Source organism: Microbacterium paraoxydans, assembly GCF_018224615.1.
In the GTDB taxonomy this organism is placed as follows: Bacteria; Actinomycetota; Actinomycetes; order Actinomycetales; family Microbacteriaceae; genus Microbacterium; species Microbacterium paraoxydans_B.
Genome location: NZ_JAGTUK010000001.1, coordinates 107,327 through 121,279 on the forward strand (window position 1 = coordinate 107,327; position 13,953 = coordinate 121,279).

Below are 13,953 nucleotides of genomic sequence, written 5' to 3' on the forward strand. Positions count from 1 at the left end.
AGACCCATGTACGCCGCACTCTGGCGCCTGCTGCCCGGTCCGTGGTGGCTGCGGGTGCTCATCCTGCTGATCGTGGTCGCCGCCGTGCTGTACGCCCTGTTCTGGTACGTGTTCCCGTGGGTCAGCCCGTTCATCACGCCCGGCGAGGTCGACGTCGAATGACCCGCGTGCTCGTGGTGGACAACCACGACAGCTTCGTGCACACCCTGATCGGCTACCTCCACGAGCTCGGTGCCGACACCACCATCGTCGAGGCCGACGCGGTCGATGCGGCCGGAGTCGCCGAACTGCTCGCCACGCACGACGCGCTGCTGCTCTCCCCCGGCCCCGGCTCGCCCGAGGACGCGGGCGTCTCACTCGACGCCATGCGCCTCGCCGCGCGCGCGTCCGTCCCCACGCTGGGCGTGTGCCTGGGGCATCAGGTGATCGGCGCGGCACTGGGGGCACCCGTGACCGAGGCCCCGGAGCTCATGCACGGCATGGTCTCCACGGTCGAGCACGACGGCTCCCCCCTCTTCGACGGCATCCCCTCGCCGTTCGACGTGGGGCGCTATCACTCCCTCGCCCTCGCGGAGCACGACCTCCCCGACGACCTCGCGGTGACCGCGCGCACGCAGAGCGGCACGGTCATGGCGATCCGGCACCGCACGCTGCCGATCCACGGGGTGCAGTTCCACCCGGAAAGCGTGCTCACCGAAGGCGGATACCGGCTGCTGGCCAACTGGCTCCGGCTGTGCGGCGACGCGGACGCCGTGGCGCGCGCGGGGCGGTTGCATCCGCTCTCGCGCTGACCGCGACCGCCCGCGTCAGGAGCCGGTGCAGTAGCGGAGCTCGACCGAGGAGTTGATCGGCACGTCGCCCGGAGCCACCGACATCGAGTGCACCGTGGCCGGATCGGTGGCCGGGCAGTCGCTCTGCTCGATCGGCACCGGCGTGAGTCCGAGATCCGTCAACGCCTTCGATGCGGAGTCGACCGACCAGCCGACGACATCCGACAGCGTGACCTTGCCGCTCGCGACCTCGAGGTTCACGACCGTGTTCGGCGCCACCTCGGTGTCGGCCTTCTCGCTCGCCGTCATCACGGTGTTCGCGGCGAGACCCTTGTCGTTGCGCTGCGTGACCGTGCCGAGCTGCAGCCCCGCGTTCTCCAGCGCCTCCGTAGCGGCCGCCAGCGACATGCCCTCGAGCTTCGGCACGACCACGGTCTCCTCACCGGACGACACGTACAGCGTGATCGTGGAGCCCTGCTCCACCGACACCCCGCTCTCCGGGTCGGTGCGGATCACGTTGCCCTCGGCGATGTCGGGGCTCGACTCGATCACGATCTTCGACGACAGGTCGAGTTTCGCCAGGTCGTCCTGCGCGCGCTCCGACGCCACGTTCGTCAGGTCGGGCACGACGCGCGACGTGCTCGGCACGTCCGACGGACGCATGCTGATGGTGACCACCCAGAACAGCACCGACGCGAGCAGCACGGCGAGCAGCGCGACACCCGCCCAGATCCACGCCACGGGCGGGCCCGACTGCGTGCGCGTCATCGTGGTGTCGCTGCTGAGCTGCCGCAGCGAACGGGCCGTCTCCTGCGCCTGACGCGGGCTCGGACCGTACAGCTCACTCGTGAGCGCACCGATCTCCTTGCGCGTCGGAGCGGCTCCGGTCACGGCCGAGTCGAGGGCGGCGCGGAAGTGCGCGGCGTCGGGGAAGCGCTGGTACGGATCCTTCGCGAGGGCCCGCAGCACGATCGGGTCGAGCGCCGCCGGAGAGTCCTCGTTCACCTCGGACGGCGGGATCGGGGTCTCACTCACGTGCTGGTACGCCACCGCGACCGGGGACTCCCCGCGGAACGGCTGGCGACCGGTCAGCAGCTCGTACAGCACCACGCCCGTGGAGTACAGGTCGGCGCGCGCGTCGACCGGCTCGCCCTTCGCCTGCTCCGGCGAGAAGTACGCGGCCGTCCCGATGATCTGCGTGGTCTCCGCGACCGTCGAGGAGGAGTCGGACACGGCGCGGGCGATGCCGAAGTCCATGACCTTGACCTGACCCTTGTCGGTCACCATCACGTTGCCCGGCTTGATGTCGCGATGCACGACGCCCGCGCGGTGCGAGTAGTCCAGCGCCTCGAGGATGCCGTCGACGTAGCGCACCGCATCGTCCACGGGCACCGGGCCCTCGGCGATGATCTTCTTCAGCAGCGTGCCCTTGACGAGCTCCATCACGATGTACGGCGGCTCGGAGGACGAAGGGTCGGCCGTGGACGGGTCGCCCGCGTCGTACACCCGCACGATCGACGGGTGCGACATACGCGACGCGGCCTGTGCCTCCAGGCGGAACCGCGTGCGGAAACTGGTGTCCCTGGCCAGCTCGGGGTCGAGGAGCTTGATCGCGATCTCGCGACCCAGGGTCAGGTCGTATCCGCGATACACCTTCGCCATTCCGCCGTGCCCGATGAGCTCGTCGACGCGGTACCGGCCCGCGATGACTTGTGGCTCTGTCGACACGGATGACCCCCCTGAAAAACTACAAACAGCTGGACTACAGGCTACCCTTGGCCGCCCTCGCCGCCGTCACCCTCGCCGCCGTCGTCCGGCGCCGTGATCGTGACCGACAGCGGAGGCGACGCGTTCGACGTGCGCTGGTCGCCACCCGAGCACATGGCCTGGTACGTGACGATGAGCTGCTGGCCCACCGCGTCACCGACCTTCACCTGCGTGTTGCGCTGCGTGGGCTGGAAGTTCGGGCCGCCCGAGACGAACGTGCCGTTCTGCAGCGACACGACATAGCCCGACAGCGTGGTGCCACTCGGGCACGTGAAGCCGGTGCCCCAGGCCACCGTGACGGTGCTGCCCGCGACCGGGTCGCCCGTGAGCGTCGGAGTGTCGGTCGGGGTGGGCAGCGGGGTGCGGGCGGCGTACACGGTCAGCGTGATCGGCGTCGTGGTCTCCACGTTGCCGGTGGGCTGCACGCGGTACACCTGGCCGACCTCCGCGTCGCTCGGAGCGGGGTCGCCGTCGGCGCACGTGATGTTGTTCGTGAAGCCCGCGTCCTTCAGCGTCGCCGTGGCCGTCGCACAGTCCGAGCCGTTGAGGTTCAGCGCAGCCACGTCGACCCGCGTCACCTCCGGAGTGGGAGTCTGCGACGGCGTCTGCGGCGTGGTCTGCGCGGTGGTCGGGGTGTCCGACGGCTTCGGGTCTTCGCCGCGGTTGCCGAACATCGCCCACAACGTTCCGCCGAGCACGATGATCAGCAGGGCGATCAGGGCGATCAGCGGCCACGTCCACGGGCTGCGCTTCTTCTTCTTCTTCTCCTCCTCCGCGACGGCCTCCTCGGTGGGAAGCTGCGCGGTGGTGGGGAGGATGCGCGTGGCACCGTCGTTCGACGCCGTCAGCATGCGCGTCGCGTCGTCGTCGCCGGCGATGCCGCCCGTCGCGATCGCCGGGACAGCGATCGCCGCCGAGTTCAGGTCGCCGCGACGCAGGGCCTGCGCGGCCCGGGCGACGGTCGCCGCCGAGGACGGGCGGTCGGCGGGCTTCTTGGCGATCATCGCCATGACCAGGTTCTGCACCGGGATCGGCACGGTCGGCGGCAGCGGCGGCGGCTGCTCGTTGATCTGCGCCATCGCGATCGCCACCTGCGACTCGCCCGTGAACGGACGCTTGCCGGCCAGGCACTCGTACGCCACGATGCCCAGCGAATAGGTGTCGGTGGCGGGCGACGCGGGGTGACCGGAGGCCTGCTCGGGCGAGAGGTACTGCACGGTGCCCATCACCTGACCGGTCGCCGTCAGCGGGACCTGGTCGGCGATGCGGGCGATGCCGAAGTCGGTGATCTTCACACGGCCATCGGGCGTGATCAGCAGGTTGCCCGGCTTGATGTCGCGGTGCACCAGTCCGGCGGCGTGTGCAGCCTGCAGCGCGGAGGCCGTCTGGGCGACGATGTCGAGCGTCTTGTCGGCGCTCAGCGCACCGTCGCGCTCGAGGATCGTGGACAGCGCCTCACCGGGCACGAGCTCCATGACCAGGTAGGCGCTGCCGTTCTCCTCGCCGTAGTCGAACACGCTGGCGATGCCCTCGTGGTTGACGAGCGCGGCGTGACGCGCCTCGGCGCGGAACCGCTCGAGGAACCCCGGGTCCCCCATGTACTCGTCCTTGAGGATCTTGATCGCGACGGTACGCCCGATGACGTGATCCGTCGCCTCCCACACCTCGCCCATGCCACCGATCGCGATCCGCGACTGCAGCTCGTAACGACCACCGAACGACACACCCTGCGTCGGCCTCATCTGCCCAGCACCGCCTCTATGACCTTCTTCGCAATCGGAGCGGCGATGGTGTCACCGCTACCTGACTGTCCCTGTCCGCCGCCGTCTTCGACGACGACCGCTACTGCGACCGACGGGTCGTTCGCCGGGGCGAACCCCGTGAACCACAGCGTGTGCGGCCTGTTTCCGTTCTCTGCCGTGCCCGTCTTACCGGCCACATCGACCCCGTCTATTCTTGCACCCTGGGCCGCGCCGTTTGAGACGCTGGCGACCATGGCGGAGGTGATCTCGTTCGCCACGTCGGCCTCCATCGCCCGCCCGAACTCGCTGTTCTGGAACGCCTTGATGACCGAAAGGTCGTTGCCGATCACGGCGTCCACCAGCTGCGGGTTCATGACCACCCCGTCGTTCGCGATGCCGGCCGACACCATCGCCATCTGCAGCGGCGTGGCGGTGACCTGACCCTGACCGAAACCGCTGAGTGCGGTCTGCGCGTCGTCGAGCCCCCGCGGGTAGCTGGACGGGGTCGAGGGGAGCGGCGTGTCGAAGCTCTGGTTGAAGCCGAACTTCTCCGCCATCTCCCGGATCGCGTCGTCGCCGAGCTCGACGGCGAGCTCCGCCATCGGGATGTTGCAGCTGAGGCGGATGGCCTCGGCGATCGTCACGGTCGCACCGGGACCGCAGGTGTCACCCCACGCGTTCGACACGCGGTTGGACGAGCCGGGCAGCGTGTACAGCGCCGGGTTCGGGAGCGTGGACTCGGGGGTCCACTTGCCGCTCGCATACGCCGCGGCCGCCGTGACCAGCTTGAACGTGGAGCCCGGCGGGTTGAGGTCGCCCGCGATCGCCCGGTTCGACAGCGGCTTGCCCGGATCGGCGACGAGCTGGTCGTAGGTGGCGTTCGCGGCGTTCGCGTCGTGCGTCGCCATCAGGTTCGTGTCGAACCCGGGCGTCGAGACCATCGCGAGGATGCGCCCCGTCTTCGGGTCCATCGCGACCACCGCACCCTGGAGGCCGTCGAGCGCCTCGGCGGCGGCCCGCTGCGCCGCCGTGTTCAACGACAGCTCGACGCTGTAGCCGCGCTGCGGCTGGCCGGACAGGATGCGCTCGATCTCGGAGAAGAAGGCGTTCGACCCGGTGCCGGAGAGGTCGGCGTTCATCGCCTTCTCGATGCCCGTGGTCGACCCGAGCGCGGGGTTGAAGTAGCCGGTGACGGTCTCCCACAGCGCCGGATCGGTGTACACGCGCTGGAAGCGGTACTGGTCGTCGCTGGGCGTGGAGCTCGCGATCGCGGCGCCGTCGACGATGATCGCGCCGCGCTGGATCTCGAAGCTGTCCAGCCGGGTGCGCTTGTTGTGCGGGTTCTGCGCGAGGCTGTCGGATTCGACGACCTGGATCCAGCTGGTCGCGGCGAACAGCGCGATGAACATGAACAGCATGATGATGCTGAGGCGGCGGAGCTCTCTGGTCATGTCAGCCGATCACCACCCTGGGCTGACGGCGCACGCCGTCGGAGATGCGCAGCAGCAGCGCCACGATGAGCCAGTTCGCCACCAGCGACGAACCACCCGCCGCGAGGAACGGCGTGGTCAGACCCGTCAGCGGGATGAGCCGGGTGACACCGCCGACCATGATGAACACCTGCAGCGCGATCGTGAACGACAGCCCGGTCGCGAGCAGCTTGCCGAAGTCGTCCTGACCGGCGAGACCGATGCGCACGCCGCGGCTGACGAACACCATGTACAGGCACAGGATCGCGAACAGCCCGATCAGCCCGAGCTCCTCCCCGAGGCTCGTGATGATGTAGTCGCTGTGCGCGAGCGGCGTGATCTCCGGGCGCCCCTGGCCCCAGCCCGTGCCGATCAGACCGCCGCGCGCCAGACCGAACAGACCCTGCATCGGCTGGTAGCCCGCGACGTCGGGATCGACCTGCGACGAGTCGAACAGGAACAGCCAGTTGATGAAGCGGCCGCGCACGTAGCTGAGGATCTGCGTGGCCACGGCGACACCGGCAACCACCAGTCCGAGTCCGATCAGCACCCAGCTGGTCTTGCCGGTCGCGACGTACAGCATCGCGACGAACATGCCGAAGATCAGCGTTCCCGTGCCCAGGTCGCGCTGGAACACGATGATGCCGAGCGAGATGGCCCACACCACGAGAACGGGCCCGAGCTCGCGCATGCGCGGCCACGTGATCCCGAGCACCCGCTTGCCCACCGACGTCAGGCTCTCACGCGTGCGCACGAGGTATCCGGCGAAGAAGATCGCGAGGCAGATCTTCGCGAGCTCGCCCGGCTGGAACGCGAAGATGCCGCCGAGCGACACCCACACCTGAGCGTTCGCGTCGGCGATGCGCAGCCCGGGAACGAACGGCAGCAGCAGGAGCAGGATGCCCGCGAGACCGAAGATGTACGTGTACCGGAAGAGCACGCGGTAGTTGCGCAGCAGGATCACCACGGCGATCGCGCCTGCGAGGGAGATCGCCGTCCACGCCAGCTGCTTGGTGGAGTACGCGTCCCACCCGGTGTTCTTGTACGCGATGTCGATGCGGTAGATCATCGCCACGCCGAGCCCGGTCAGCAGGGTCGCGATCGGCAGCACAAACGGGTCGGCGTCGGACGCCACGAAACGCAGCACGATGTGCAGGGCGAACGCCAGCACGGCCAGGCCGCCGCCGATCGCGAGGATCATCGGGTCGATCACGCCCAGCGCACCCAGCTGCACGAGGGTCAGCGCGGCCCCGCTGATGGCGCACGCGAACAGCAGCAGCCAGAACTCGCGGTTGCGCTGCGTCTGCGGCATGCGCAGTCGCTTCAGCGCCTTGATGACGGTGGTGTCGGCCTGCACATCGGTGCTCATCCCTCACCCCCGGCCGGGGTGTCGCTCGGGGTGGGCGCCGGCGTGGGCAGCGGGGTCTGCTCGATCACGTTCGCCTCGGCGCCCGTGCGCAGACGGTCGACGATGGCCATCGCGTCGGACAGCGAGCGGGCGGAGATCGTGCGCTCCACCGACGCCCGCTGATACGGCGGGAGGTCGGCGAGGAGGATGTCGGTGTCCTCCACCGGAGTGGAGAGGGTGATCGGGCCGATGTTCTGCTGCACGCCCTGGAAGATCACCACGCTGTCGTCGTCGGCACCGATGAAGTAGCGCGTCTGAGTCCAGCTGTAGGCGGCGAAGGCGGCGAAGGCCAGCATCGCGATCACCACCAGCACTCCGGCGAACCAGCCGAGGCGGCGGCGCTTGGCGCGGCGACGATCTTCCTCGATCAGCTCCTCGAGATACTCGGGTGCGGGCTCGAAGTGGCTCGGCTCGTTCGCAGCCTGGCGCACCGGGTGCAGCCAGTTGCTGCGAGGAGCGCGCACCGGCGGCACGTAGACGCCGGACGGGTTGGATGCGGCGCCCACGATCGTCGCGGTGCCGGAATGGATCGGGTGCTGCCCGCCCACGTCGACCAGCACGATCGTGACGTTGTCCGGCGCACCGCCGTCGAGCGCCTGCTTGAGCAGGTTGTCGGCCGTGCGACCCGGCGCGAGACCCAGCTGCATGGCCTTGAGGATGCGTGCCTCGTCGACCACGCCCGACAGCCCGTCCGAGCACAGCAGCCAGCGGTCGCCCGGCTGCGTGTGCATGACGAACATGTCGAGCTCGGGGTCGGAGTCCATGTCGCTGAGCACGCGCATCAGCACCGAGCGGCGCGGGTGGTAACGCGCCTCCTCCGGGGTGATGCGGCCCGAGTCGACCAGGCGCTGCACGAACGTGTGGTCCGCCGTGATCTGCGTGAGCGCGTCGTCGCGGTAGAGGTAGATGCGCGAGTCGCCGATGTGCCCGATCACCGCGTACTCGTCGACCATGATGATGGCGCTGAGCGTGGTGCCCAGACCCGCGAGCTCCGGCCGGTCCTTCGCGGCGCGGATCAGGTCGCCCGCGGCGGTCGTCGCGGCAGCCTGCAGCGCGGCCTGCGCATCCTCCGTGGAGGCGTACGGCTGGTCGAGGGGCTCCAGGCGCTGGATCGCGATGCTCGAGGCGACGTCTCCGCCCGCGTGGCCGCCCATGCCGTCGGCGACGACGAACAGGTTCGCCCCGGAGTACCCGGAGTCCTGGTTGTTGGAGCGGACCTTCCCGGTGTGGGAGATCGCGACGCTCGAGCCCTCGAAGACCATGCCGGCGTCAGGCCCTCAGCTCGAACGTCGTGGCGCCCACCTTGACGGGGGTGCCGAGGCTGAGGGCGACCGGGCCTCCGGTCACGCGCTGGCCGGCGACGAAAGTGCCGTTCGTGGAGTCGAGGTCCTGGATCGCCCAGGTGTCTCCGCGCAGGAGCAGCCGGGCGTGGTGGCTGGAGGTGTAGTCGTCGCGGATCACGAGCGCGGACTCGCTGGAGCGGCCGATCGTCATCGAGTCGGAGCCCAGCGGCAGCTCCAGTCCCGCCTTGGGGCCGGACGTGATGACCAGACGCTTCGCGGTCGCCACCGTTGCGGGACCCGACGAGGGGCGCGACGACGCGGAGGGCTTCGCGGGGGCGGCGGGCGCGGCGGCGACCGGAGCACCGGCGGCTGCCTCGGCGGGCAGCTTGCGTGCCTTGACCCCGAACAGGTCGGCGCGCAGCGAATACACGACCCCGAACACGAAGAACCACAGCAACACCAGGAAGCCGATGCGCAGCAGGAGCAGGACGAGTTCGCTCATCAGAAGGCTCCGAACGCCCTGGTCGCGTCGTCGCCCGGGCGCTGCGGGCGCGAGGGGGCGGCGACGGGGACGATGCGGAACACCAGGTCGGTGCGGCCGATCGTGATCGTGGTGTCGGACGGCAGCGCGGCCTCGCGGAGCTTCTGGCCGTTCACCTTCGTGCCGTTCGTCGAGCCCATGTCGCGGAGCATGGCGCGCTCGCCGTCCCACAGGATCTCCGCGTGCTTACGGCTCGAGCCCGCGTCGGCGATCGTGATGTCGGCGTCGGACCCGCGACCGATGACCGTACGGGCCCTGGTGAGAGCGTGGCGGCGGCCGTCGACATCGACCACGGCCTGCCAGTTGACGCGCCCCTCGACGGTGCCGGAACTGACGCGCACCGTGCCGGTCGCGACCTTCTCGTCGGCCTCGAGCGTGAGCGACAGGGGCCCCGCGAAGCTGTACCCCTGCGCGGACGCGTGCTTCGTGAGCAGGGCGTGGAGCTCGTCGGTGAGCGCACCGCCGAGACCCCGCATGCGATCGGCGTCGTCGGGGCTCAACCGCACCACGTAGCTGTTCGGGGCGATGATGCGGTCGCGGCTGACGACCGCGGCCTTCGTGTCGGCCTCGCGGCGCAGAGCCGAGGCGATCTCCACCGGCTGAATGCCGCTGCGGAAGGTCTTCGCGAACGCGCTGTTCACTGCGCGCTCGAGACCCTTCTCAAAGCTGTCAAGTAGTCCCACTGGGCTCCTCTGGCATGCCGACCGGTAGGGACATCGTAGCCAGGTGACCTGGGGGAACGCCGCCGCGGCCCCTCCGGGAGTGTGCATCGGGACCGAAAACGCGTGATATCCTCGGGAAGTTGAGTTCTTCGGAACGAGACACTCGCGCGAGTGGCGGAATGGTAGACGCGCTGGCTTCAGGTGCCAGTGTCCGTATGGACGTGGGGGTTCAAGTCCCCCCTCGCGCACAGCGAGGCTGTATTCGTTTATTCAGCCCGATGTGTTCGTACATTGAAAGAGCCGGTCAGGCTGTAAATCTGACCGGCTCTTCATGTATTGGTAGGGGCGACGCGGCTACTGTCCGCGTTCGAGGTCCCGGGGCCGTAGGAGGGCGGAGGCCTGCAGTATCTCCACTCCGAGGAGGTGGCCGTCTGCGTCGAAATCGAGGATGACCTCGCCGCGCACCCCGTCCGGCAACGCCAGGGGGACCTGACGCGTGGACTCTCCTGCTTCGATCGTTCCGAATCCCAGGTATGCGGCGTCTGCTTCTCCGTCGTAACTGAACGTGCTCACATTCCTCCTCCGCCTGCCGTATAGGTCGTGATGATTGCGCCCGTCTTATTGTTCACGACGACGTAGATGCCGTTGTGGTTGAACAGTGTGGTGCCCGCCTGATTGCCGGGCTTCGATTTTCCCTCCTGCACCGCACGCTGGATCGCCTGGTGCGAGATGTTTCGCTTCGCGGCCTGATTCAGGGCATGAGTGGTCCAGCGAGCGACGAGACCGAAGAGCGGAATCCAGAATGGGTCTGCCATGACGGGATAGGCAGCGCTGCCGTGCTGAACGACCTGGGTCAGCGCGGTGCCTTCGATCTCGTAGTGCGTGGGAACGGCGGCCCCGGTCGCGTCCTTGGCCCAGGGTGCTGCAAAAAGGCCGATGACGATCCCATCGGAACCGACAACGGCGACACTGCCATCGGAGATCGCCTCCAATGACGCGCCTTCGGGAAGGCTCAACGAATACTCGTACTGGGTGGGCTCGCCTCGCGACGGGCCGGGCGCACACGCGTCGGGCGCACACGACGCCGCGACGACCGCCTCGCGCGGCTGACCCAAGGAGGCGGGCATGGGATCACGGACGGTGGGCTTCATCGGGCTCGGCATCATGGGGGTGCCGATGGCCACGAACCTGGTGCGGGCCGGCTTCGACGTCGTCGTCTGGGCACGGCAGCCGGAACCGGTCGCGACGCTGGTGAACAAGGGCGCGCGAGCCGCCGACGGCGTGGCCGCGCTGTTCGCGCAGGCCGAGACCGTCGTCCTGATGCTCCGCGACGAACCCGGCGTCGATGCGATCCTCCACCGCGGCGACCCCGCCTTCGCGGAGCTCGTGCGCGACCGCACCATCGTGCAGATGGGCACCTTCACGACCGCGTTCTCCGCCGCGCTCGCCGACGAGGTGCGCGACGCCGGCGGCCGATACGTGGAAGCGCCCGTGTCGGGCTCCCGCGGCCCCGCCACCGCGGGGACACTGGTCGCGATGCTCGCTGGCGACCCCGACGACCTCACGCGCGTGGAGCCCGTGATCGACGCGATGTGCGGCCAGCGGTTCCGCTGCGGCCCGGTGCCGTCGGCGCTGGCGATGAAGCTGTCCGTCAACACCTTCCTGATCACGATGGTCACCGGACTCGCCGAGACGTTCCACATCGGCGCACACCTGGGTGTGGATCCGGCGGTGCTGCGCGACGTCCTCGCGGCGGGACCCATGGCCTCGCCCGTCTCCACCACCAAGGCGTCGATGCTGGTCGACGGCGACTTCGGCGCCCAGGCCGCGATCGCCGACGTGCTCAAGAACGCCCGGCTCGTGGAGGACGCCGCGGTCGCCGCCGGGGCCGCGCACCCCCTCATCCACGCGAGCCGCGAACTGTTCGACGAGGCGAACCGGGCGGGACTCGGTGCGCAGGACATGATCGCGGTGATCGCCGCGTACGACGCCCGCTGAGTCGCGCCGCGAGGGCCGCCCGCACCCGCCCGTGCGCCGGTCAGCTGAACAGGATCAGCACGTACACGGCGAAGGTCGCGAGGTGCGCCGCGCCGTGCATCGCGGTCACCCGCTTCGCGGAGAAGGTCGTGACCGACAGCAGCAGCGTGACCCCGAGCATCAGCAGGTTCGCGGGCGACTCGGCCAGCACCACCGTCTGCCCCGTGAGCATGCCGATCACCAGCACCGCGGGGATCGTGAGCCCCACGGTCGACACGAGCGCGCCGTGGCACAGGTTCGTCACGCGCTGCGCCTCCCCGTTCAGCGCGGCGCGCACGGCCGTGATCGACTCGGGCAGGAACACGATGCCCGCGATCAGGAGTCCGGCGAGGGCCACGGGCGCTCCGACCCGGGCGAGACCGTCGTCGAGCAGCGCCGCCATGTCGTGCGACAGCAGCACGATCGGCACCACCGTGACCACGAGCAGGATCAGTCGCGTCACGACCTCGGTGCGATGCGCGGCCAGCACCTCGCGGATCCCCGGGCGCGGCTCCTCGGTCGGCGCCGCGACCCGCCGCAGCCGCTCGTCCACCTCGGTGAAGTCGTCGGCCTGCGCCCCCATCTGCCGGAACAGGAAGAACGCGTACAGCGCGAGGGTCAGCACGATGATCGGGATCTCCTGCCCCACCGTGTACGCCCCGTCGTCGCCGATGAGTCCGGGCAGCGCGATGCCGAGGGCGACCAGCACCACGAGCATCGCCAGGTACGCCGACGTGCCGGTGCGGTTGTGCGCCATGCCGCGGTGACGGAGGCCGCCGAGCAGCAGGGCGAGACCGATCACCAGGTTGAGGATGATCATCGACACGGCCATCACGGAGTCACGGGCGATCGTCGCGTGCTCACCCGGCCCGAGCATGACCGCGGAGATCAGGATCACCTCGATCAGCACGATCGACAGGGTGAGCACGAGCGAGCCGTAGGGGTCGCCGAGGCGGTGCGCCAGCGCCTCCGCCTGCTTCACCACGCCGAACGCGCACACCAGGATCACCGCGACGATGCCGACGAGCGCGACCACCAGCAGCGGGCCGGGCACGGGCGGCGCGAGCAGCGGATGCGCGAGCAGCAGGGCCCCGAACGCGCCCCAGCCGAGCACCACGCGGACCACGTCGACGGGGGTGATCAGTTGCCTGATCGACGGTCGGCTCATGGACGGCTCCTCGGCGGTCGGCCTCACCTTGGACATGACGACTCCCTCGTGAGTCAGTCGTCGTGTGCGGGTACTGCTCCCTCGTCCGCTGCCCCGGTGACCGGGGACGGCTCCAGCGTAGCGGCGGAACCGCAACACCGCCTGTGCAGGGCGCCCGCCGTCGAAGCGCTACACCGGAAGGCGGGGTCGCCGCGGAACCCAGCAGGCCACGCGGTCGCGGTAGGTGCGGAACTCGGCACCGAACCGCGCCTCCAGGTCGGCCTCCTCCAGCGGTCGCACGAGCGCGTTCCACACCAGCGAACCGCACAGCGCGTAGAGCACCACGAGCCAGGAGCCTGCCATGAGGCCGACCGCGACGCCCTGCGCGATACCGCCGACCGCCATCGGGTTGCGCACGAACCGGTAGGGCCCCGCGACCACGAGCCGCCGGGGCATCGCGGAGGGAAGCGGGGTGCCCTCGCCCCGCATCGACATGGCGGTCGCCGACCACATCGACAGCGCGAACGCGACCGCGAACAGCACGACTCCCGCGACGCGCACGGCCACGGGGAACGGCACGTGCAGGCCCCACCGATGCTCCACGACCGCGATCACGGCGGGCAGCGCCACCAGGAACACCGCGGTGAACACCAGGATCTGCACGGCCGTGCGCGACAGGTGCGCCACGGGCCGGGCGGTGGCCGCGAGCCGGAACCGGAAGGGTCCGCGCAGCAGCCACTCCGCTGGAACCCGCCCGGTGAGCACGAGCACGGCGGCGCCGATCGACCCCAGAGCCGCGGCGACCATGAGCAGTGCGCCCCAGCCCGCCATGCCGGTGACCGTGGCGTACAGCGCCATCCCGGCCGCGACCACGGCGGTCCATCCGGCGGCCACCCACACCGCCGCGCGCACCCCCAGGGCCGCGAGGGCCGAGCCCAGCACGAACAGCGGAACGTCGAGCAGGGCGACGAGCGCGGGGTCGAGCGCGCCGAGGGTGACGGTGCGGACGCCGGGCCACGTGAACACGGCGATCCACCACGCGGCGCCGGCGACGGCCTGCAGCCCGAAGAAGAGTCGACCCCAGGAGCGCGGCGACATCCGGCGCCACAACTCCCCCATGGCCGTCAGTCTAGGTCAGACGCGCGGCC

14 protein-coding genes and 1 tRNA gene are annotated in these 13,953 nt (G+C 69.8%); 4 read left to right on the forward strand and 11 right to left on the reverse strand.

Annotated elements, in window-relative coordinates; translation table 11 throughout:
* Nucleotides 1-6 precede the first annotated feature (6 nt).
* Together KE274_RS00500 and KE274_RS00505 are read left to right on the forward strand one after the other, a co-directional pair.
* Complete coding sequence (locus tag KE274_RS00500; RefSeq protein ID WP_211539785.1) at nt 7-162, forward strand: hypothetical protein; 156 nt, start codon at nt 7-9, stop codon at nt 160-162.
* Nucleotides 159-791 carry an anthranilate synthase component II gene (locus tag KE274_RS00505; RefSeq protein ID WP_211539788.1) on the forward strand — a complete coding sequence of 211 codons (633 nt, stop codon included), beginning with the start codon at nt 159-161 and terminating at the stop codon, nt 789-791. Before KE274_RS00500 ends, KE274_RS00505 begins: the two co-directional genes overlap by 4 nt.
* A gap of 15 nt (nt 792-806) precedes the next feature.
* Here the strand turns inward: KE274_RS00505 and pknB are convergent, their stop codons facing one another.
* From pknB to KE274_RS00540, 7 genes are read right to left on the reverse strand one after another with little or no spacing between them, the layout of a single operon-like run.
* On the reverse strand, nt 807-2,498 hold the full coding sequence (gene pknB / locus KE274_RS00510; RefSeq protein ID WP_211539790.1) for a Stk1 family PASTA domain-containing Ser/Thr kinase: 1,692 nt from the start codon (nt 2,496-2,498) through the stop codon (nt 807-809).
* A gap of 41 nt (nt 2,499-2,539) precedes the next feature.
* Entirely contained in the window at nt 2,540-4,279 is a 1,740-nt protein-coding gene (locus KE274_RS00515) for a serine/threonine-protein kinase (protein ID WP_249185790.1), read from the reverse strand.
* A complete protein-coding gene (locus KE274_RS00520; protein ID WP_211539792.1) occupies nt 4,276-5,730 on the reverse strand; it encodes a peptidoglycan D,D-transpeptidase FtsI family protein in 1,455 nt (484 codons plus the stop codon). The genes KE274_RS00515 and KE274_RS00520 overlap by 4 nt, the downstream gene beginning before the upstream one ends.
* Before the next feature lies 1 nt (nt 5,731).
* The gene (locus KE274_RS00525; RefSeq protein WP_211539794.1) at nt 5,732-7,117 is read right to left on the reverse strand and encodes an FtsW/RodA/SpoVE family cell cycle protein; all 1,386 of its coding nucleotides are present in this window, start codon (nt 7,115-7,117) and stop codon (nt 5,732-5,734) included.
* The gene (locus KE274_RS00530; RefSeq protein WP_211539796.1) at nt 7,114-8,418 is read right to left on the reverse strand and encodes a PP2C family protein-serine/threonine phosphatase; all 1,305 of its coding nucleotides are present in this window, start codon (nt 8,416-8,418) and stop codon (nt 7,114-7,116) included. The genes KE274_RS00525 and KE274_RS00530 overlap by 4 nt, the downstream gene beginning before the upstream one ends.
* A 7-nt stretch (nt 8,419-8,425) precedes the next feature.
* On the reverse strand, nt 8,426-8,941 hold the full coding sequence (locus KE274_RS00535) for an FHA domain-containing protein FhaB/FipA (protein WP_211539805.1): 516 nt from the start codon (nt 8,939-8,941) through the stop codon (nt 8,426-8,428).
* On the reverse strand, nt 8,941-9,663 hold the full coding sequence (locus KE274_RS00540; RefSeq protein ID WP_211539807.1) for an FhaA domain-containing protein: 723 nt from the start codon (nt 9,661-9,663) through the stop codon (nt 8,941-8,943). The genes KE274_RS00535 and KE274_RS00540 overlap by 1 nt, the downstream gene beginning before the upstream one ends.
* Nucleotides 9,664-9,807: 144 nt before the next feature.
* Between KE274_RS00540 and KE274_RS00545 the strand changes: the two genes are divergently transcribed.
* A tRNA-Leu gene (locus KE274_RS00545) sits at nt 9,808-9,890 on the forward strand.
* Between the two features lie 106 nt (nt 9,891-9,996).
* On the opposite strand, the gene KE274_RS00550 is transcribed toward KE274_RS00545, so the two are convergent.
* Both KE274_RS00550 and KE274_RS00555 read right to left on the reverse strand, forming a co-directional pair.
* Entirely contained in the window at nt 9,997-10,215 is a 219-nt protein-coding gene (locus KE274_RS00550; RefSeq protein WP_211539815.1) for a DUF2283 domain-containing protein, read from the reverse strand.
* Nucleotides 10,212-10,793, reverse strand: coding sequence for a DUF4258 domain-containing protein (locus tag KE274_RS00555; protein WP_211539817.1), 582 nt, complete (start codon nt 10,791-10,793; stop codon nt 10,212-10,214). Before KE274_RS00555 ends, KE274_RS00550 begins: the two co-directional genes overlap by 4 nt.
* On the opposite strand from KE274_RS00555, the gene KE274_RS00560 reads away from it, so the two are divergent.
* On the forward strand, nt 10,768-11,640 hold the full coding sequence (locus tag KE274_RS00560) for an NAD(P)-dependent oxidoreductase (protein ID WP_211539819.1): 873 nt from the start codon (nt 10,768-10,770) through the stop codon (nt 11,638-11,640). The genes KE274_RS00555 and KE274_RS00560 overlap by 26 nt on opposite strands.
* Before the next feature lie 40 nt (nt 11,641-11,680).
* On the opposite strand, the gene KE274_RS00565 is transcribed toward KE274_RS00560, so the two are convergent.
* Complete coding sequence (locus tag KE274_RS00565; protein WP_211539820.1) at nt 11,681-12,826, reverse strand: calcium:proton antiporter; 1,146 nt, start codon at nt 12,824-12,826, stop codon at nt 11,681-11,683.
* A gap of 168 nt (nt 12,827-12,994) precedes the next feature.
* A complete protein-coding gene (locus tag KE274_RS00570) occupies nt 12,995-13,924 on the reverse strand; it encodes a methyltransferase family protein (protein WP_249185793.1) in 930 nt (309 codons plus the stop codon).
* Nucleotides 13,925-13,953: the final 29 nt, after the last annotated feature.